Annotated in this window: 21 protein-coding genes; 20 read left to right on the forward strand and 1 reads right to left on the reverse strand. The window is 59.9% G+C overall.

Annotated features, from left to right (window positions below; all coding sequences use genetic code 11):
- Positions 1–4: 4 nt before the first annotated feature.
- The 14 genes from flgK to folD all read left to right on the forward strand — a co-directional run bounded on the left by flgK (position 5) and on the right by folD (position 10987).
- A complete protein-coding gene (flgK, locus tag QTL56_RS18730; protein ID WP_229573069.1) occupies positions 5–1459 on the forward strand; it encodes a flagellar hook-associated protein FlgK in 1455 nt (484 codons plus the stop codon).
- A gap of 6 nt (positions 1460–1465) precedes the next feature.
- Positions 1466–2530 carry a flagellar hook-associated family protein gene (locus QTL56_RS18735; RefSeq protein ID WP_229573068.1) on the forward strand — a complete coding sequence of 355 codons (1065 nt, stop codon included), beginning with the start codon at positions 1466–1468 and terminating at the stop codon, positions 2528–2530.
- A gap of 36 nt (positions 2531–2566) precedes the next feature.
- Complete coding sequence (gene flaF, locus QTL56_RS18740) at positions 2567–2914, forward strand: flagellar biosynthesis regulator FlaF (protein WP_229573067.1); 348 nt, start codon at positions 2567–2569, stop codon at positions 2912–2914.
- Positions 2911–3360 (forward strand): flagellar biosynthesis repressor FlbT, encoded by a 450-nt coding sequence (gene flbT / locus QTL56_RS18745; protein ID WP_006726382.1) that lies wholly within the window; start codon positions 2911–2913, stop codon positions 3358–3360. Before flaF ends, flbT begins: the two co-directional genes overlap by 4 nt.
- Complete coding sequence (gene flgD / locus QTL56_RS18750) at positions 3351–3794, forward strand: flagellar hook assembly protein FlgD (protein ID WP_245134757.1); 444 nt, start codon at positions 3351–3353, stop codon at positions 3792–3794. Before flbT ends, flgD begins: the two co-directional genes overlap by 10 nt.
- Positions 3795–3852: 58 nt before the next feature.
- A complete protein-coding gene (locus QTL56_RS18755; protein ID WP_229573065.1) occupies positions 3853–4119 on the forward strand; it encodes a flagellar biosynthetic protein FliQ in 267 nt (88 codons plus the stop codon).
- Between the two features lie 108 nt (positions 4120–4227).
- Positions 4228–6315 carry a flagellar biosynthesis protein FlhA gene (gene flhA / locus QTL56_RS18760; protein ID WP_229573064.1) on the forward strand — a complete coding sequence of 696 codons (2088 nt, stop codon included), beginning with the start codon at positions 4228–4230 and terminating at the stop codon, positions 6313–6315.
- Positions 6312–7061 carry a flagellar biosynthetic protein FliR gene (gene fliR / locus QTL56_RS18765; RefSeq protein WP_245134758.1) on the forward strand — a complete coding sequence of 250 codons (750 nt, stop codon included), beginning with the start codon at positions 6312–6314 and terminating at the stop codon, positions 7059–7061. The genes flhA and fliR overlap by 4 nt, the downstream gene beginning before the upstream one ends.
- A 67-nt stretch (positions 7062–7128) precedes the next feature.
- Complete coding sequence (locus tag QTL56_RS18770) at positions 7129–7482, forward strand: hypothetical protein (RefSeq protein ID WP_370660373.1); 354 nt, start codon at positions 7129–7131, stop codon at positions 7480–7482.
- Between the two features lie 33 nt (positions 7483–7515).
- A complete protein-coding gene (locus QTL56_RS18775; RefSeq protein ID WP_229573061.1) occupies positions 7516–8070 on the forward strand; it encodes a rod-binding protein in 555 nt (184 codons plus the stop codon).
- Between the two features lie 29 nt (positions 8071–8099).
- Positions 8100–8465, forward strand: coding sequence for a hypothetical protein (locus tag QTL56_RS18780; RefSeq protein WP_112240379.1), 366 nt, complete (start codon positions 8100–8102; stop codon positions 8463–8465).
- Entirely contained in the window at positions 8465–9004 is a 540-nt protein-coding gene (locus tag QTL56_RS18785) for a flagellar basal body-associated FliL family protein (protein WP_229573060.1), read from the forward strand. Before QTL56_RS18780 ends, QTL56_RS18785 begins: the two co-directional genes overlap by 1 nt.
- A gap of 138 nt (positions 9005–9142) precedes the next feature.
- Positions 9143–9964: a WecB/TagA/CpsF family glycosyltransferase gene (locus QTL56_RS18790; RefSeq protein WP_229573059.1), complete on the forward strand. Its 822-nt coding sequence runs from the start codon at positions 9143–9145 to the stop codon at positions 9962–9964.
- 123 nt (positions 9965–10087) lie between these two features.
- The gene (gene folD, locus QTL56_RS18795; RefSeq protein ID WP_229573058.1) at positions 10088–10987 is read left to right on the forward strand and encodes a bifunctional methylenetetrahydrofolate dehydrogenase/methenyltetrahydrofolate cyclohydrolase FolD; all 900 of its coding nucleotides are present in this window, start codon (positions 10088–10090) and stop codon (positions 10985–10987) included.
- A gap of 23 nt (positions 10988–11010) precedes the next feature.
- Here folD and QTL56_RS18800 read toward each other — a convergent pair whose 3' ends face one another.
- Positions 11011–12036: a LacI family DNA-binding transcriptional regulator gene (locus QTL56_RS18800; RefSeq protein WP_229573057.1), complete on the reverse strand. Its 1026-nt coding sequence runs from the start codon at positions 12034–12036 to the stop codon at positions 11011–11013.
- Positions 12037–12315: 279 nt separating this feature from the next.
- Here QTL56_RS18800 and QTL56_RS18805 point away from each other — a divergent pair, with 279 nt between their 5' ends.
- The 6 genes from QTL56_RS18805 (at position 12316) to QTL56_RS18830 (ending at position 19545) form a co-directional block, all read left to right on the forward strand.
- On the forward strand, positions 12316–13668 hold the full coding sequence (locus tag QTL56_RS18805) for an ABC transporter substrate-binding protein (protein WP_229573056.1): 1353 nt from the start codon (positions 12316–12318) through the stop codon (positions 13666–13668).
- A 96-nt stretch (positions 13669–13764) separates the two neighbouring features.
- Positions 13765–15006, forward strand: coding sequence for a carbohydrate ABC transporter permease (locus tag QTL56_RS18810; protein ID WP_245134759.1), 1242 nt, complete (start codon positions 13765–13767; stop codon positions 15004–15006).
- Between the two features lie 14 nt (positions 15007–15020).
- Positions 15021–16184, forward strand: coding sequence for a carbohydrate ABC transporter permease (locus QTL56_RS18815; protein WP_245134761.1), 1164 nt, complete (start codon positions 15021–15023; stop codon positions 16182–16184).
- A gap of 37 nt (positions 16185–16221) precedes the next feature.
- A complete protein-coding gene (gene bglA, locus QTL56_RS18820) occupies positions 16222–17877 on the forward strand; it encodes a beta-galactosidase BglA (RefSeq protein ID WP_229573053.1) in 1656 nt (551 codons plus the stop codon).
- 14 nt (positions 17878–17891) lie between these two features.
- Entirely contained in the window at positions 17892–18980 is a 1089-nt protein-coding gene (locus tag QTL56_RS18825) for an ABC transporter ATP-binding protein (RefSeq protein ID WP_229573052.1), read from the forward strand.
- Positions 18981–19137: 157 nt separating this feature from the next.
- Positions 19138–19545, forward strand: coding sequence for a hypothetical protein (locus QTL56_RS18830; protein ID WP_229573051.1), 408 nt, complete (start codon positions 19138–19140; stop codon positions 19543–19545).
- The last annotated feature ends 4 nt before the right edge of the window (positions 19546–19549 follow it).

Genomic DNA, 19549 nt, shown 5'->3' on the forward strand with positions numbered 1-19549 from the left:
TCCTATGTCGCTTGCATCGTCGCTCAATACGGCCAACTCGATTTTCCGGAACACGGCTCAGCAGACCTCCGTGATTTCGACGAACATCGCCAACACCGGTAACGAAAACTATGTTCGCCGTGATGCAGTGGTGGTGCAGACCGTTTACGGTTTCTCGAGTGTACAGAACGAGCGGTCGCAGCAGATGGCCCTGTTGCGGCAGATGTCATCCTCGACTGCGCAGCAAAGTGCGCAGTCGACGCTGCTCGACGGACTGACCACGCTTTCCGATGCGCTCGGCGGCAACGACTACGAACTGTCGCCGTCGGCCTATCTCGCCAATCTTCAGAGTAGCCTTCAGTCCTTTGCTGCATCGCCGGGCGAATACGCGCTTGCCTCGACGGTCGTGACGGACGCGATCGATGTGGTGAACTCGCTCAACAACGCAACCACCACGACGCAGGAGCTCCGTGAAGACACGGATGCGCAGATGTTCGAGCAGGTGGATACGCTGAACAAGCTGCTCGCCGAGTTCAAGATCGTCAACGACACGGTCGTCAGGCAAACAGCCACCGGCGGCAATGCCGACGACTATCTCGATCGGCGTGACACGCTCCTCAAGGAGATCTCCGCGATCGTCGGTGTCTCCGTGAACATGCGCGACAACAGCGACATGGTCCTCTACACCTATGATGGCACGACGCTGTTCGAAACCGATCCGCGCGAAGTCAGCTTCGTGCGCACCTATACCTACGATTCCACCGTCACCGGCAATGCGATCTACATCGACGGTACGGCAGTGCGGGCGGGTGTCGGCGGAAACACGGATGGCCAGGGGTCGCTGGCCTCGCTGGTCCAGATCCGCGATGTGATTGCTCCCACGTTCCAGACCCAGCTTGATGAAATTGCGCGTGGCCTGATCGAAGCCTTCCAGGAAACCGATATTGGTGGCGGTGGTGAACTGCCCGGCCTGTTCACCTGGCCCGGTGGCACGATCCCGGCAACGGGCACCGTCGAACCTGGTCTCGCCGCCCTCATTCGCGTCAATACGGCGGTACGCTCCGATGCCGGCGGTGATCCGATGCTGATCCGCGACGGTGGCATCAACGGGGCCACCTATGTCCAGAACGTGGATGGCTCGTCCGGTTACACCGACCTCATCAACGCCTATGTGGACGAGCTGGCGGCCAACCGCAGCTTCTCCGCCGATGCGGACCTGAAGACCGACGCAAGCGTCCTGTCCTTTGCCAGCAACTCGATCGGCTGGCTCGAAGAGCTGCGGTCGAATGCGACGACGGCCAACGAAAACAAGCAGGCGCTTTATGAGCGGACCTTCCAGACCTACTCTTCGAAGACGGCCGTCAGCCTCGACGAAGAACTCTCGCTGCTGCTCGATGTAGAGCAGTCCTACAAGGCCGCGGCCAAGCTCGTCTCCACTGTCGACGAGATGCTGAAGGCCGTTCTCGAAATGGCGGGGTAATCATTGATGTCGACGGCCAGCGTATCCAATCTCTCGACCCAGACATCCATGCGCCTGACGATCAGGCAGGCGCAGAATGAACTTCTGAAGGCGCAGCAGGAAGTCAGCACCGGTTTTTACGCCGATATCGGCGCGGAGCTGGGCAGCAAGACATCGACGGTTGTCGACCTCAATCGCGAGAGCCTGCGGCTGACCTCGATGATCAACAACAATTCGATCGCGACCCAGCGGCTTTCGGCCTCTCAGGAAGCGCTGAAGCAGATGGCGACCGCTGCGGAAGAGATGAACAACGCGTTGATCACGATCTCCGGATCGTCCAACAGCGACACGATCAACACGACGGTCATGACCGTGTCGAACTCACTGTCGACGATGACCAGCATGGCCAATCAGGCCGCCAACGGCGAATTCCTGTTTTCCGGCATCAATACCGACGTCAAGCCGATCCAGGAATACACCGACACATCTCCTGCAAAGATCGCCTTCGATGCCGCCTTTACCACCTACTTCGGCTTTCCGCCGACAGATACTGTTGGCACGGCAACGATCGCCGCCAGCGGCGCGGCCCCGAGCATGGAAGATTTCATCGGCTCCGTGCTTGAGCCAATGTACACCGGAGCCGATTGGAATACGGATTGGTCGAACGCCACAGACCAGGCGATGACAAGCAGGATCTCCCAGTCGGAGACGGTCCAGACCTCGACGTCGGCCAATGAAAATGGGTTTCGTTACTTCGCGCTCGCAGCCATCGTGACAAAGGAACTGATGACGATTGGCGCTCCCGCCAATGCAGTCTCCGTCGCGATCAACAAGGCCATTGATTACACCGGTCGCGCGATTTCGGGCATCAACGCCACCCGCTCTGAACTCGGTCTATCGGAAAACCGCGTCGAGAAGGCAGATGCCTCGCTGAGGATCCAGGTCGATATCATTGAGACCAGCCTGTCGAGCAAGATTGAAGTAGATGCGTACGAAGCCTCGACTCGCGTTAACTCTCTGCTTTCCATGGTGGAAGCATCTTACACCCTGACCGCGAGGATCCAGGGCTTGAGCCTTGTCAACTACCTTTGATGAGCAAAGGGTGAAATGAAACTGAAGGGCAACTGAATGTACCAGTTCTCATATGCCGAAATTATGGAAGATGGCGTCGCCGACGCCAAGGAGCGTGAACGGCAGGCCCTTGACCGTTGCATCCAGCTTCTGAGCGCCGCACGGGAGAAGAAGGGTTATTCCCGCGAGGCGATCGAGGCTCTGTTCTATACTCGCCGGGTCTGGGTCCGGCTGATCGAAGATCTGCAAAACCCCGAAAACCAGTTGGGCGAGGAAGTCCGCGCCAACCTGATTTCCATCGCCATCTGGATTTTGAAAGAGTGTGACCGGATCCGCAAGCGCGAGTCGGAAAACTTCCAGGGCATCATCGACGTGACAACCATCATCAGGGATGGACTTAAATGAAGAGCACTTTGCGCATCTCGCTCAAGTCGGGCGAACGTATTTTTATCAACGGAGCGGTTCTGCGCGTCGACCGCAAGGTTGCCCTCGAGTTCCTGAACGATGTGACCTTCCTGCTCGAGAACCACGTTCTGCAGCCGGAACAGGCGACCACGCCCCTGCGTCAGCTCTACTTCATCGCCCAGATGATGCTGATCAATCCGGAAGGCAAGGACCAGTCGCTCGCGATGTTCCGCAAGTCGGTGATCATGCTGCTGTCGTGCTTCGAGAACGAAGAAATTCTCGCTGAACTGAAGCGCATCGACGGCATGGTGTCGTCAGGCCGAGCTTTCGACGCGCTGAAAGCGATCCGCCAACTCTATCCGATTGAAGACCGTATCCTGAACAATCAGGAAATGGCGCCGGCAACGATCGAGCAGATCCGCAAGGAGATCGCACCATGGCGGTAGACAGTGTAGCCGCCACCACTGCGGCCACGACATCGTCGGCCAGCAGCAGCACGGCGAGCCAGGCTGCCGCGAAGGCATCGATCGATTACGATAGCTTCCTGAAGCTTCTGATCGCGCAGATGAAGAACCAGGACCCGACCGATCCGATGGATGCCAGCGAGCAGATTGCGCAGCTGGCGACCTTCTCGCAGGTCGAGCAGTCGATCCAGATGAACTCGAACCTCGAGACTCTCATCACCGGAAACGCCCTGACGAATGCCTCCTCCTACATCGGCAAGACGATCACCAGTGCCGATGAAAAGACCACCGGCGTCGTGGCCTCTGTGCGCGTCTATACGGACACGATGGTCGCGACGACAACCGACGGCAAGGAAATCCCGATTGTGGTTGGCGTTCGCGTCGGCACAGCAAGCACCACGACGACCGACTCCTGATATGCTAGGCCTTTCGGAGTGGAGGGTATGATTCGCCGCTCCGAAAGGATATCGTCTCATGAATGAGGCAGACGCTCTCGACATCTTGCAGGCAGCAATTTGGACGATCATCATCGCCTCGGGGCCGGCCGTTGCCGCCGGTATGATCGTCGGCGTGACGATCGCCCTGATCCAGGCGCTGACCCAGGTCCAGGAAATGACCTTGACCTTCGTGCCGAAGATCCTCGCGATCATGATCACCATCGGCATATCCGCTCCCTTTGTCGGTGCGCAGATCAATCTCTTCACGACCCTCGTCTTTTCGCGAATACAGTCCGGCTTCTAGCGCTGACCGGTCTGACACCCTCGCGCAAGCTTCGACCGCTATCTCTCGGAAGCAGACTGCCGGAAGCATGATCTTCCGGATGACTTCTCATGAAGAGATGGAATGGACATGGCGCAACCACCTGCACTCGTAATCCCGAAGGTGAGCCCCAGCGGGCGTGACATCGGATTCGCGTTCGGGATCGTGATGATCCTGTGCATCCTCTTCCTGCCGATTCCACCATTCCTGATCGATGTCGGCCTCGCATTCTCGATCGCCTTGTCCGTCCTCATCCTGATGGTGTCGCTCTGGATCCAGCGACCGCTCGACTTCTCGTCCTTCCCGACCATCCTGCTGATTGCCACCATGATCCGCCTGTCGCTGAACATTGCGACGACGCGCGTGATCCTGACCCACGGTCACGAGGGGCATGGGGCTGCTGGCGGCGTCATCGCAGGCTTCTCCACGCTCGTCATGGGTGGCGATTTCGTCATCGGTCTGATCGTCTTCCTGATCCTGATCACGGTCAATTTCATCGTCATCACCAAGGGTGCGACGCGTATCGCCGAAGTCGGTGCCCGCTTCACCCTCGACGCCATCCCCGGCAAGCAGATGTCGATCGACGCCGACCTGTCCGCAGGCATCATCGACGAGAAGGAAGCACAGCACAGACGTCGCGAACTGGAGCAGGAAAGCTCCTTCTTCGGTGCCATGGATGGTGCGTCGAAATTCGTCCGCGGCGATGCGATTGCCGGCCTTATCATCACCGCCATCAACGTCGCTGGCGGTATCATCATCGGCTACTTCCGCCACGGCATGGAACTTGGCGAAGCAGCCGATGTCTTCGTCAAGCTCTCCGTCGGCGATGGTATCGTCTCCCAGGTCCCGGCACTGATCGTTTCGCTCGCTGCCGGTCTTCTGGTCTCACGCGGCGGCACGCCGGGCTCGACCGACCAGGCCGTCGTCAATCAGCTGAGCGGCTACCCGCGCGCATTGTTCGTCGCGGCTGCTCTCATGGGTGCGCTCGCGATTGTGCCGGGCCTGCCTCTGATCCCGTTCACCTTGCTTGGTGGTATCATGGCTTTCGGCGCCTGGTTCATTCCGCGCCAGCTCGAGGCCGAGAGCAAGCTGAAGCGCGAGGACGAGGAAAAGAAGGTCATCCAGAGCAAGGAAGCCGAGAAGGACTCGGTCAAGTCGGTCCTGAAGACCTCGGAAATCGAACTCGCACTTGGCAAGCTCGTCTCGACGCGTCTCCTCGGCGCCCACCAGGAACTCGCCTTCCGCGTCGGCAAGATGCGCAAGAAGTTCGCCAGCCAGTACGGCTTCGTGGTGCCCGAGATCAAGGTCACCGACGATATCGCCATACCGGAGAAAGCCTACCAGATCCGCATTCATGGCACGACGGTCGCCTCGAACAACCTGCGTGTCGGCGAAGTCCTCGTTGTCACCGGCTCCGGCCGCAAGCCGAAGGTTCCCGGTGACGAGATCCGCGAACCCGCCTTCGGCATGCCGGCAGTTTCGGTGCTGGAGACCTTCACCGAGGAATTGAAGCGCGAAGGCTTCCATCCCATCGACAATGTTTCGGTCGTGTTGACCCATGTCTCGGAAGTCATCCGGAACAACCTGCCGCAGCTTCTGTCCTACAAGGACGTCAAGGTGCTGATCGATCGCCTCGATCCCGAATACAAGAAGCTGGCGGACGAAATCTGCTCGTCGCACATGTCCTACTCGGGCCTGCAGGCGGTCCTGAAGCTGCTCTTGGCCGAACGTGTGTCGATCCGCAACCTGCACCTCATTCTCGAAGCCGTCGCCGAACTCGCGCCGCATGTTCGCAAGACCGAGCAGATCGTCGAGCACGTCCGCGTCCGCATGGCCCAGCAGCTTTGCGGCGACCTGACCGACAACGGCGTCCTGCGTGTCCTCCGCCTGGGTTCGAAGTGGGACCTCGTCTTCCACCAGGCACTGAAGCGCGATGCCAAGGGTGAAATCGTCGAATTCGACATCGATCCGCGCAGCCTCGAAGAGTTTTCCGAACAGGCGAGTCAGGTTATCCGTGAATTCATGGACCGCGGCCTGCCCTTCGTTCTTGTCACATCGCCCGAAACGCGGTCCTATGTCCGCATGATCATCGAACGACTCTTTGCCACGCTGCCTGTTCTCTCCCATGTGGAACTGGCCAAGGGCATCGAGATCAAGATTTTGGGCTCCATTTCATGATTTCTGACCCGCAGGGGACTGTGCTGGTACTGTTTGCGATCTTCTGTCGCATCGGCTCCTGCATCATGACCCTGCCGGGCTTCTCTTCAGCCCGCATCTCAATGACGGTGCGGTTCTTCCTGGCATTCGCGGTCTCCATGGCAATGACGTCATTGCTGTTCGACGCGCTTTACCCCCGCGTCTCCGTTGGCGGAGCCACACTCGTCGGCGTCATCGTCGCCGAAATTCTGATCGGCATGATGTATGGTCTGGTCCCGCGCCTCTACGTGCTCGGGTTGCAGTTCACGGGCTCTGTCGTGTCCATGGCGATCGGCCTCAACACGCCTGGCGCCACCGACATCCTCGAAGACACGTCCGAGAACCAGATGACCAACCTGATTTCCTTCGGCGGTCTGCTGCTGCTCTTCATGATGGATTTCCATCATGTCGTATTCCGGGCACTGGTCGATTCCTACACCGTGATGCCTCTGGGCGGCATGCCGGACAGCCAGAAGATGCTGATCACGCTGACCGACACCCTGTCCCAGACCTTCATGCTGATGCTGCGACTGGCGAGCCCCTTCATGATCTTCGGACTGATGTTCAACGTCGCCGTTGGTCTGGTGAACAAGCTCGCGCCGCAAGTGCCGGTCTTCTACATCTCCACGCCCTACCTTCTCCTGGGTGGTCTCCTGCTGGTCTATTTCACCATCGCGGCCATGGTCATGCAGTTTGCCCAGAATTTCCCGATGATCTTCAACTTCTGAGGAGGGCGCCTTGGGACCGAACAAGAAATCCGACAAGCTGAAGCGCCTCGTGGCAGTGCAGCGGCATATGGAGCGCATGGCAGAAAGTGATCTCGGCATCACCGCCCAGCGCATCGAGGAAAATGCGCGGTCGATGGACACCGTGATGGACGCGATCGGCTCTCTTGAGCCGCTGCACAGGCTCTTCGCGCAGAATTATGCCGATCGCTTCGATCGCTTGTCCAACACGGACAAGCAGTTGCACGGTCTCCAGCAGGTTCAGGAAATGAAGCTCATGCGCGAGCGCGCCAAGGGCGACCGTCTAGAGGAAAACATGAAGGATGCGCGCGATCACGAGGAACGGCAGCGGGACGATGACGCGATCTACGACCTGATCGATCTGCAATTTGCCACACCAGCCTCCAGCAAGCTTCAGGAGTGATAGTCGCCTCGAACCGAAAACGAGGATATCACCTTGGCCATATCTCCTCCGAGCGATCTGGTGCTGGACGTGGTCCGCGCCGCTGACCCGGCGCAAGTCGCAGCCGCCCAGGAACAGTTGAAGACCAACCGTGCAAACTTCATGGCGACCAGTCTCGCCGAGAAGGGCGCGGGCTTTGGCGCTACCGTCGATATCCTGAACCGGACCACCAATGCCGCGCGGACCGAGGCAATGGCCGAGAAGACGGAAGACGTCGGCAAGCCACCGAAGATCTATCGCGATTTCGAGGCCGTCTACCTGACCAACTTCGTCCAGAGCATGCTTCCGGACGAGAGTGAGGAAGTCTACGGCAAGGGCAATTCCGGCGAGATGTGGAAGAGCATGATGGCCGAGCAGCTGGGCTCGACCATCGCCAATGCCGGCGGCGTCGGCATCGCACAGCAGATGTATGACGAGGCACTCCAGCGCGTGCGCGGACAGGAGGGCGTCAACGCCGCGACCGATGAAACGGACCGCGGGCTGGCCATGAGCTGGGTAACGGATCTCGAGCGTCGCACCCTGGGTGCAGGCGCTGACACCAAAAACTGATCGAATTTCGAAAGACAGGGCAGGATTTCATGGAAGTTGTTTCGAGCGAATACCGCGTGAAGACGGTGCTGAGCCGCCTGGAGCGCATCATCGACAATGAGAACGAGCGGATCGGCAAGGATCCGGAATTCGATTTCAAGGTCTCGAACGCGCACAAGAGCCGGTGCCTCTATGAGCTCACCATGCTCTTCCGTGATACGGATCCGCGCGAATTCGCCGTCAATTACGTCGAGCAGCTCCATGTCCTCAAGGAAAAGCTCGCACTCAACGCCCGTCGAGTTGAGGCCCATCTTTCGGCAGTCCGCGCCGTCGCCGATCTCTTGAAGAATGCGGTTCGCGATGCCGATGGTGACGGCACCTATTCTCAGGAACAGTTCCAGTTCAGCGAGTTCTGATGGGCAAGATACTCGGAATCGGCCTTTGGGTCTGCATCGTCACGCTGGGAGCCGTCTATGGCTCGATCTACCTGGCGACAGCCCCGGCCGGCCCGAGCGAGGAAGACGCCAAGAAGGCGGCGCTGGAATTGATCCGGGGCGAGCCGATCACCATCCCCGTCATCGGGGGCGGTGATGTCACCGGCTACTTCCTCACCCGCATTTCCTTCATGATGGACAAGGAAAAGGTCAAGGGCCAGACCTTGCCCACGACCGAACTGATGACCGACCAGCTGTTCACATTGCTCGTCGGCAACAAGATGGTCGACATCGGCAATGTCTCGAGCTTCGACGTCAACGACTTCCGCGAGAAGATCAAGACGGAGATGAATGCACGCCTCGGTGAAGGCATGGTCGATCAGGTCCTCATCGAGCAGCTCGATTACGTCTCCAAGGAAGCGGCCCGCAAGTCGGCAGACGGTGGCTCCAGGCCGATGGAGACGACGACCGTGGTCGAGGGCGAAAAGCTTGACGAGCAGCCGGCATCTTCCGGCCACTGACGGTCCTGATCGGGGCCAGCCAGCTGGTCGTGCTGGTTAACATTGGACTGACGCGAAGCCGATAATTTCGCTATCGTTCTTCACCTGGATTTCAGTTCTGATCGCTAGTGTCCGGTGGATCGATCCTCGGGACATGTCATGCCAGCTTCTTCATCGTCAGCCTATAAACAATCGGCGGAAACCTTGCTCGCCGCCGATGAGCCGGTGGTTCCCGTTCTGCCGGTTCTCGGCATGCCGGTGCACGATCTCGGCTGGAATCAGGCCCTGGCACTTATCGAGCAGAAGCTGACTTCGCAGCAGGGGTTCACGCACATCGCATTCCTCAATGCGAACAATGCCAATGTCATGGTGCGGGACCCTGAATATCGCGAGGTTCTGGGGCGTTGCCTTGTTCTGCCCGATGGCATCGGCGTGGATATTGCTGCGCACTTCATCCATGGCGGTCGCTTCAGGGCCAATCTCAACGGCACCGATTTCGTTCCGGCATCCCTGACCTTCATCGCAAAACCGCTGCGTATCGGTTTGCTTGGCGCGACGTCGCAGGTGCTGCAGGCCGCTGCGGTCAATTTCCGCAAGCATACGCCGTGGCACGAGTTCATCGAGATTTCGGACGGCTATTTCGACCGCGCCGATCCGGCGCTGATCCTGAAGCGCATCGAGATGGCCCGTATCGACCTGCTGCTGGTTGCCATGGGAACACCCTTGCAGGAAAAATGGGTCGACAGACATCTCACCGCAGACCATGCGCGTGTCGTGATCAGCGTCGGCGCCTTGCTCGATTTCGTTTCCGGCCGAGTGACGCGGGCCCCGGGCTGGGTCCGCCACCTGCGCTTGGAATGGCTTTACCGTCTGTGGCTTGAACCCAACCGCCTCTGGCGGCGCTACATCCTCGGCATTCCCGTCTTCCTCGGTCATGTCCTGAGCCACAGGCTGCGCCAGCCGCCGGCACCGCTCGGCTGACCAAAACCGGCAGGTCCTGCCTTGCAATATGCCGCAATTTGACAGCATAGGACGGGGACAGGCAAATGGTGCCCCTGCGTTGGCGCTAGCTTGCTGCCAGTTGAAGACGGGGATTTGAGCACAGTGACCACGGTAATCGATGGAAAGGCAGCCGCCGCTTCGGTGATCGAAGCGGTAACCTCAGCGGCAAGCGGGCTGGAGACCTCCGGTCACCGCAAGCCCGGTCTCGCGGTCGTCATTGTCGGCAATGATCCGGCAAGCCACGCCTATGTCGGCGCGAAAAGTCGAATGGCCAAGCAGTGCGGCTTCAATTCGATCCAGCACACGCTTCCCGAAGATACGGCGCAGCAAGACCTGATGGCACTGGTCGCATCGCTCAACGCCGATGCCGAGATCGATGGCATCCTGGTGCAACTGCCGCTTCCCAAGCATTTGGATAGCGAACAGGTCATCCAGTCGATTTTACCGGAAAAGGATGTCGATGGTCTGCACATCGTCAATGCCGGCAAGCTCGCAACCGGCGACCTGAAGACCGGTCTTCTTTCCTGCACTCCAGCCGGTGCCATGATCCTGGTGCGCCAGATCCATGGCAAGGATCTGTCGGGCCTGAATGCGCTGGTCATCGGTCGCTCCAACCTCTTCGGCAAGCCGATGGCGCAGCTTCTGCTCAATGCCAATGCGACTGTCACCATCGGCCACTCGCGAAGCCGGGATCTGCCCGAACTCGCCCGCCAAGCCGACATCCTCGTCGCAGCCGTCGGCCGTGCCGAAATGGTGAAGGCCGATTGGCTGAAGCCTGGCGCCACCGTCATCGATGTCGGCATCAACCGGGTGGCGGCTCCCGAAAAGGGCGAGGGCAAGTTCAAGCTGGTCGGCGACGTCGCCTTTGCCGAATGCAAACCGGTTGCCAAGGCGATCTCGCCGGTTCCAGGTGGCGTCGGCCCAATGACCATCGCCATGCTGATGGCCAACACCGTGATCGCCGCGCATCGTCGGGCCGGTGTCGCAGCGCCCAGCTTCTGATAGAGCGTCTGACGCGGAACCGGTCAGGCAGGCACTGGCCCTGTCGAAGCCCGCACCACCAGTTCCACCTTCCATAATTCCTGTGCGGGGGGCGCGGGTTCGCTCTGCTGGATCATCGCGATAAGGCGTTCGCCCACCCGCAGCCCCGCTGCGCGCAGCGATGAGCGGGTCGTCGTCAGCGGGGTCGAGAAATTTTCCGGCTTCAGCAGTGGCAATTCGTCGTCATGTGCGATCAGCGAGATGTCGGTGCCAAGCTTCAGCCCCAACTCGTTCATCGCCCTGACGGCGCCGAGCGCCAGCACGGTACTGGCACACAGAACTGCGGTCGGCCGGGCCGGGCCGGCCAGGATCTCCTTCATGCCGCGATAGCCTTGCTCGTCGCTCATGAAACTGTGTCGCGTATGGCGCGGATCGAGGATCAGCCCCCTTTCGGCAAGTGCCTTCTCTGCCCCGTGCCGGCGCCGACAGGCAAAATCGAGATCTGCCTGACCGTTCAGCAGTGCCACCCGCGTGTGGCCGAGCTGCAGGAGAAAGCGCGTGGCATCGTAGAAGGCGCCTTCATTGTCGACGTCCAGGAAGGGATAGTCGAGGTCGAGCCCAAAGGAGCGGCCATGCACGATGAAGGGCAGGGAGAGCGACTTGGCCATGGCGATCCGGGGATCCCTCTCCCGGATATAGGCGAGATAATAACCATCGACACTGCCGCTCGCCACCAGCCAGCGGATGGCCTGCTCCTCGTCTTCGGCCCGCGACGGCATGATGACGAAATGGAAGTCATGTTCGATCGAAGCCTCGGCGAGACCGCTCTGGAATTCGGCAAAATGCATGTCTGAGCTGTGGTCGGGGGAAATCGGCATGATCAGTCCGATGGATCCGGCCTTGCCGGTCGCAAGCCTTTGGGCGGCGCGGTTCGGCCGATAGCCGGTTTCCTTCGCTGCCTTCAACACCCGTTGCCGTGTGTCCTCGTTGACCTCGGGATAGCCGTTGAGTGCGCGGCTGATCGTCGTCTGCGACAGCCCGAGCATCTGGGACAGTTCTTTCAGATTCACTGCGGATTTCCTCTCCTCACCCGGGCGAAAACCTCCTCCGTCTTCGACCAAAGCGCTTCGAATATGGCGCAGAGGCTGGCCTTGCGACAAGCGAAATCTGAACGCCGATGAGGCATTTGCCTCAGAGCGGGCGGCCTTGTGCGTCTAATTGCGGCAACTCCCCAAAAGCCCCTTGACTCCCGATAGAACCCAATGTGATGAAATAGGGGCCAAAGCGCTTTGAGGATCATGCGCTGATCAGGGACGATTGGCCGTCCGATGTGATGGGAGGTAAATCACATGAAGAAGATGTTTTTGATGACCGTGGCGGCTGCCGCGCTCGTGGCCGGCACAGCTGCCGCGCAGGAACTCAAGTTTGCTCCGGGCGAAGATGCGAAGTTCAATTGGGCGAGCTTCGAGGAATTGAAGAAGATACAGCTCGATGGCGAGCAGATCACCATCTTTGGCCCCTGGCTCGGCCCTGACCAGGTGCTCGTCGAAAGCGTGCTGGCCTACTTTGCTGCCGCAACCGGCGCTGATGTTCGCTACACCGGCTCCGACAGCTTCGAACAGCAGATCGTCGTCGACCTTGAAGCTGGCTCCGCCCCGAATATCGCGATCTTCCCGCAGCCTGGCCTCGCATCCGACATGGCAAAGCGCGGCTTCCTGACCGATCTCGGCGCTGAAAACGCCTCCTGGCTGAAGGACAACTACTCTGCCGGTCAGTCCTGGGTCGATCTCGGCACCTATGCCGGCAAGGATGGCAACAAGGCCTTCTACGGCTTCCCCTACAAGACCGATGTAAAGTCGCTCGTCTGGTATTCGCCGGAAAACTTCGAAGACGCCGGCTATGAAGTGCCCAAGACGATGGAAGAGCTCAAGGCTCTGACCGAGAAGATTGCCGCCGATGGCGGTACGCCGTGGTGCATCGGTCTCGGCTCTGGTGCTGCCACCGGCTGGCCCGCGACCGACTGGGTCGAGGACATGATGCTGCGCACCGCGTCGCCGGAAGACTATGACAAGTGGGTATCGAACGAGTTGAAGTTCGACGATCCGATCGTCGTCAACGCCATCAACGAGTTCGGCTGGTTCGCCAACAACGACAAGTTCGTCGTCGGTGGTGCCGGTGCGGTCGCGTCGACCGACTTCCGTGACAGCCCGAAGGGCCTCTTCGCTTCGCCGCCGCAGTGCTACCTGCACCATCAGGCATCGTTCATCCCGTCGTTCTTCCCCGAAGGCACGTCTGTGGGTGAAGACGCGGACTTCTTCTACTTCCCCGCCTATGCCGGAAAGGATCTCGGCAGCCCGGTTCTCGGTGCCGGTACCACCTTCACGATCACCAAGGACAGCAAGGCTGCCCGCGCCTTCGTCGAATTCCTCAAGTCGCCGATCGCCCATGAAGTCTGGATGGCGCAGAAGGGCTTCCTGACCCCCCACAAGGGCGTCAACACGGAAGTCTTCACCGATCCGACCGTTCGCAAGATGAACGACATCCTGCTGCAGGCAACAACCTTCCGCTTCGACGGTTCTGACCTGATGCCGGGCGCTGTCGGTGCCGGTAGCTTCTGGACCGGCATGGTGGACTTTGTCGGTGGCAAGTCGGCCGAAGATGTAGCAAAGTCGATCCAGGCGTCCTGGGACGGCATCAAGTAATCTGCCGCAGAGCAGAACCGCATACCGAGCGTCCGGGCCACTGTGGCCCGGGCGTTCGCAAAAACAATCAGAAGGCATGCGGAGGGGGAGATCATCATGAATCCGGCGTTGCAGGCTCTGATCACGATCGTCATCGGCGTCGGTGGTTGTATCGGGTATTTCTATCTGTCGAACATGTTCGTCGACAGGGTGCTGTTCCCCGCAAAGGGAGAGCATGCCGGTCGCAACATCAACCGCGCCAATATGGTTCGACCCTGGTTGTTCCTGTTTCCTGCGGTCTTCGCTCTTGGCCTCTATCTCGCTTATCCGGTTGTCGCCACGATGTGGCTGTCCGTCACGGACCGCAACCTCGGCGGCGCCTTTGTCGGCCTCGACAACTATCAGCGCATGATGGGCGAACCGAAATTCTGGGAAGCGATCAGCAACAATCTTCTCTGGCTGACCGTTGTGCCGGCGGTGTCGACAGCTTTCGGTCTTCTTGCAGCCCAGCTCACCGACCGCATTTCATGGGGCAACATTGCCAAGTCGCTGATCTTCATGCCGATGGCGATTTCCTTCGTCGGTGCATCCGTCATTTTCAAGCTCGTCTACGATACGCGCCCCGCCGGTGAAGAGCAGATCGGCATCCTGAATGCCCTCTGGCTTTCCTTCGACGGCGGCATCGGCGCCATCATCGTCTTGCGGATCGTGCCGGCGCTGCTTTTGGCAGGCTTCATGGCCTTCATCATCTACGGTGTCTACCAGCTCCTGCGACCCCTGGCCGGCGGCGTCGGACGTCGGGGTGGCAGCTCTGCCTTCGGCGTGGTCGGCCGTCTCGTCGTGACGCTTGCAGCGGCCTGGCTTGGCTACAAGGCTCTGGTCTCCATCTATTCCGTCCTGACATTCGACTATCCCTATGGGCAGCCCCAGACCTGGCTCACCATTTCCTTCTGGAACAACTTCTTCCTGATGGTGGTGCTGATCTGGATCCAGACCGGTTTTGCCATGGTCATCCTCTCGGCGGCCCTGCGCGGCATCCCGGAGGAAACGATCGAGGCAGCGGTCATCGACGGGGCCAACGACTTCGAGATCTTCTTCAAGATCAAGATCCCGCAGATCATGGGCACCGTCGTTGTCGTCTGGACGACCATCACTCTCGTGGTCCTCAAGGTCTTCGACATCGTCTTTGCCATGACCAACGGTCAGTGGGAAACGCAGGTGCTGGCCAACTACATGTTCGACAAGCTGTTCCGCGCCAATGACTGGGGCGTCGGCTCGGCCAGCGCCATGGTCATCATGCTGCTGGTGCTGCCGATCCTTGTCTGGAATGTCTACAACGCTCGAAAAGAAATGCGCTGAGGGGAGGCGGGATCATGGCTAAAGTCGCAGGCAAAAAATCCAGTCTCGTCTGGGCCGTCCACCTTTCGGTGGCCGTACTCGTTGTTCTCTGGTTGCTCCCCACCACAGGTCTCTTTATTTCCTCGTTCCGGACTGCGGACCAGATCGCGACCAGCGGCTGGTGGAGCTCGCTCTTTTCGCAGGAGCAGAACTTGGTCTTGAGAACGGCGGATCCGTCGACCCAACGTCAGGAGGGAAACCTCTGGATCATCGAGGGCAATGTTCTCAGTGAAGGCGGCGCTTCTGCCGAAGCGGAAATCTCCACCTGGGGCACGTCCTCCCGGGCCATCGGCGAGTACGAACCCGGTGCGACCGCCGACATGGGCGACGATGGTCGTGTGACCCTGCAGGCGAATGGTGACTACCGCCTGGAAAGCGATGCCGAGATGACTGGCAGCCGCGGCGAGCGCATCTTCGTCACGGCAGAGCTGCCGCCGGAATTTACGCTCGGCAACTATCAGACCGTCCTGTTTTCCGCTTCGACCACCGACTCCATGGCGAAGGCCTTCTTCAACACGTTGACAGTGACCATCCCCGCGACCGTCATCCCGATCGTCATCGCCGCATTCGCTGCTTATGCACTGGCCTGGATGGAGTTTCCGGGGCGTGCACTGCTGATCGCGGCCGTCGTCGCGCTTCTCGTCGTGCCGCTGCAGCTCGCGCTCATCCCGCTCCTGCGCCTGCATCTCTCGATCGGCATCGGCAAGGGTTACCTCGGCGTATGGCTCGCCCATACGGGTTTTGGCCTTCCACTCGCCATCTACCTCTTGCGCAACTACATGGTCGGGCTCCCGCGCGACATCATCGAATGCGCCAAGGTCGACGGTGCGACCGACTTCCAGATCTTCACCCGCATCATCCTGCCGCTCTCTTTCCCGGCCCTCGCTTCCTTTGCCATCTTCCAGTTCCTCTGGACCTGGAACGACTTGCTGGTCGCCAAGGTCTTCCTGATCGATGCGACGGGTGAGACGACGGTCATGACCAACCAGATCGTCGAGCTTCTGGGCACGCGCGGCGGCAACTGGGAGATTCTGGCCACGGCGGCCTTCGTATCGATTGCCGTGCCGCTTCTCGTCTTCTTCTTCATGCAACGCTACCTGGTCCGTGGCCTCCTTGCCGGTTCGGTCAAGGGTGGCTGAGGCCGGGGCGACAGACCAAGCCAACAGGAATAGCTAAATGAGTGCAGTTTCGAATCCCGTCATGACGCCCGACAAGGACTGGTGGCGCGGCGCGGTGATCTATCAGATCTATCCGCGCTCCTACCAGGATTCCAACGGCGACGGCATCGGCGACCTGAAGGGCATCACCGCCCGTCTGTCGCACATCGCCGAACTTGGTGCGGATGCGATCTGGATTTCGCCCTTCTTCACCTCGCCGATGAAGGACTTCGGCTATGACGTGTCGAACTATGTCGATGTCGATCCGATGTTCGGCTCTCTGACGGACTTCGACGGCCTGATCGCCGAGGCTCATCGCCTCAATATCCGGGTGATGATCGACCTCGTCATGTCGCATTCCTCCGATCAGCATCCCTGGTTCGTCGAGAGCCGGTCGAGCCGCGTGAACGAAAAGGCCGATTGGTATGTCTGGGCGGACTCCAAGCCGGACGGCACGCCGCCGAACAACTGGCTGTCGATTTTCGGTGGTTCCGCCTGGCAGTGGGATCCGAGCCGCATGCAGTATTACCTGCACAACTTCCTGACCTCGCAGCCGGATATGAACCTCCACAATCCGGAAGTGCAGGACGCGCTGCTTGCCGCCACCCGTTTCTGGCTCGACCGCGGCGTCGATGGCTTCCGTCTCGACACCATCAACTTCTATTTCCACGACAAGGAGCTGCGGGACAATCCGGCGCTTGCGCCTGAGCGCCGCAATGCCTCGACAGCACCCGCCGTCAACCCCTACAACTTCCAGGAACACATCTACGACAAGAACCGCCCGGAAAACATTGCCTTCCTGAAGCGGTTCCGTGCTCTGCTCGACGAGTATCCGGCGATCGCTGCGGTCGGCGAAGTCGGAGACAGCCAGCGCGGCCTTGAGATCGTCGGCGAATACACATCCGGCGACGACAAGATGCAGATGTGCTACGCCTTTGAATTCCTGGCGCCGGAGCCTCTGACGCCCGAAGTCGTGCGCAATACCCAGAACGCGTTTGCGGCTGCAGCGCCCGAAGGCTGGGCCTGCTGGGCCTTTTCCAACCACGACGTCGTTCGCCACGTATCGCGTTGGGGCGCCAGCGTCCTCGACCGCGAAGCCTATGCCAGGATGATCTCGGCGGTGCTGCTGACCCAGCGAGGCTCGGTCTGCATCTATCAGGGCGAGGAACTCGGCCTGACCGAAGCCGATATTGCCTACGAAGATCTCCAGGATCCCTATGGCATCCAGTTCTGGCCGGAATTCAAGGGCCGCGACGGCTGCCGCACGCCCATGGTCTGGGACGACCACGCGCTGCAGGCGGGCTTCTCGACGGCGCAGAAGACCTGGCTGCCGATCCCGGTCGAACATGTCCTGCGCGCGGTCAATACCCAGGTCGGCAAGCCTGACACGGTGCTCGAGCACTATCGGCGCTTTCTGACCTTCCGGCGCCAGTATCCGGCTTTCGCCAAGGGTGATATCTCGTTCCACGAGACCGGCGAAGACCAGCTGGCCTATACCCGCGCCTTCGGCAACGAAAAGCTGCTCTGCATCTTCAACATGAATGCGCAAGAGGCCGCGATCGCCTTGCCGAGCGGCGAGTGGATTGCGCTCGAAGGCCATGGGTTTGCCGCTACAGTCAAAGATAACAATGTAGAGTTGCCGGCTTGGGGCGCCTATTTCGCGCGTCACGCCTGACAGGGGAGGAAAGCATGACGGGTCTGGTTCTCAAGGACATCCGCAAGGCATATGGGCAGGTCAAAGTCCTGCATGGCATCGATCTGGAGATCAAGGAAGGCGAGTTCATCGTCTTTGTCGGACCGTCGGGCTGCGGCAAGTCAACGCTGTTGCGCATGATTGCGGGGCTTGAAGACATCACGAGCGGCGAGATGTATATCGACGGCCAGCTCATCAATGATGTGCCGCCTTCGAAGCGCGGCATCGCCATGGTCTTCCAGTCCTACGCGCTCTATCCGCACATGACGGTCTACGACAACATGGCCTTCGGCATGCGGATCGCCGGCGAAAGCCGGGAGGAGATCGATCGCCGCGTCACGTCGGCTGCGGCGATCCTCCAGCTCGAACCCTATCTGGACCGCTTGCCGAAAGCCCTTTCGGGTGGCCAGCGCCAGCGCGTTGCCATCGGTCGCGCCATCTGCCGTGATCCCAAGGTCTTCCTCTTCGACGAGCCGCTGTCCAACCTCGATGCCGCCCTTCGCGTCGCGACCCGCATCGAGATCGCCAAGCTCAACGAGCAGATGGCGGATACCACGATGATCTATGTCACGCATGACCAGGTCGAGGCGATGACGCTGGCGGACCGGATCGTCGTGCTCTCGGCCGGGCATATCGAGCAGGTAGGTCCTCCGCTGGAACTCTATGAGCGTCCGCAGAACCTCTTCGTCGCCCGCTTCATCGGATCACCCGCGATGAACATCATGCCGGCAACCGTGACCACAACGGGAGATGTAACGAAGATCACGCTCAAGGACGGTTCGGAAGTGGCTGTGGATGTCGCGACGTCGGCTTCGGAACAGGGCAAGGCTGCAAGCTTCGGCGTCCGTCCGGAAGACCTGGCGATTGCGGCGGACGGTGAATACCTCTTCGAGGGCAAGGTCGATATTGTCGAAGCACTCGGTGAAGTGACGCTCCTATATGTGCAGGGCCCGGTGGAAGAAGAGCCGGTCGTCGTCAAGCTCCCCGGCATAGTCGATGTGAAGAAGGGCGCCGTTTTGCGCTTCTCCGCCGACAAGACCAAGCTTCATCTCTTCGACGCTGCGGGCCAGACCTATCGTCGTTGATCACAGCGTCACAAAGTGACACTTTAAGGCCCTGTTATCCTTACCGATGGCAGGGCTTTTCTGTGGCTAGATCTGGACCCTGCGCCAACACTGACTGTTAAGTTGTGGCTGCTAGCCTTTTGTCCATAACAGTGGACAAAAGACGAGGGCAGAAACGATGAGGACGGCGAGTGGCGGATCTCATTTCCTGAAGAAGGAAGAATCCTTCATGTACGACCGGGAAAACCGGTATCGCATGGAGGATACGATGAATGCCGGGCGGCTCGAATACACCGAGAACGGCATGTCGCACATGGCGGCGCGGCGCTGCGATATAATCCGCATTTCGCTGAGCGGAGCGGTGGTCGCGCTGGTCACCCAGGTCAACCTGCCACAGCAATTCTATCTCGACATCCCCGATGCCCGCATCAACAAGGTTGGCGCGGTGCTGATGAAGAGCTTTGCCAACAACACGGCCGAGATCCGCTTCCTGCGGCTGCTGACGCAGAAGGAACTGGACCGCATTTTTGTCTTCTCGACCCATCCGGCGCACAAGGATCGCGTCCTCGACGTCCGCAGCTGGTAAGCAG

This window comes from Peteryoungia algae (assembly GCF_030369675.1).
Lineage (GTDB): Bacteria > Pseudomonadota > Alphaproteobacteria > Rhizobiales > Rhizobiaceae > Allorhizobium > Allorhizobium algae.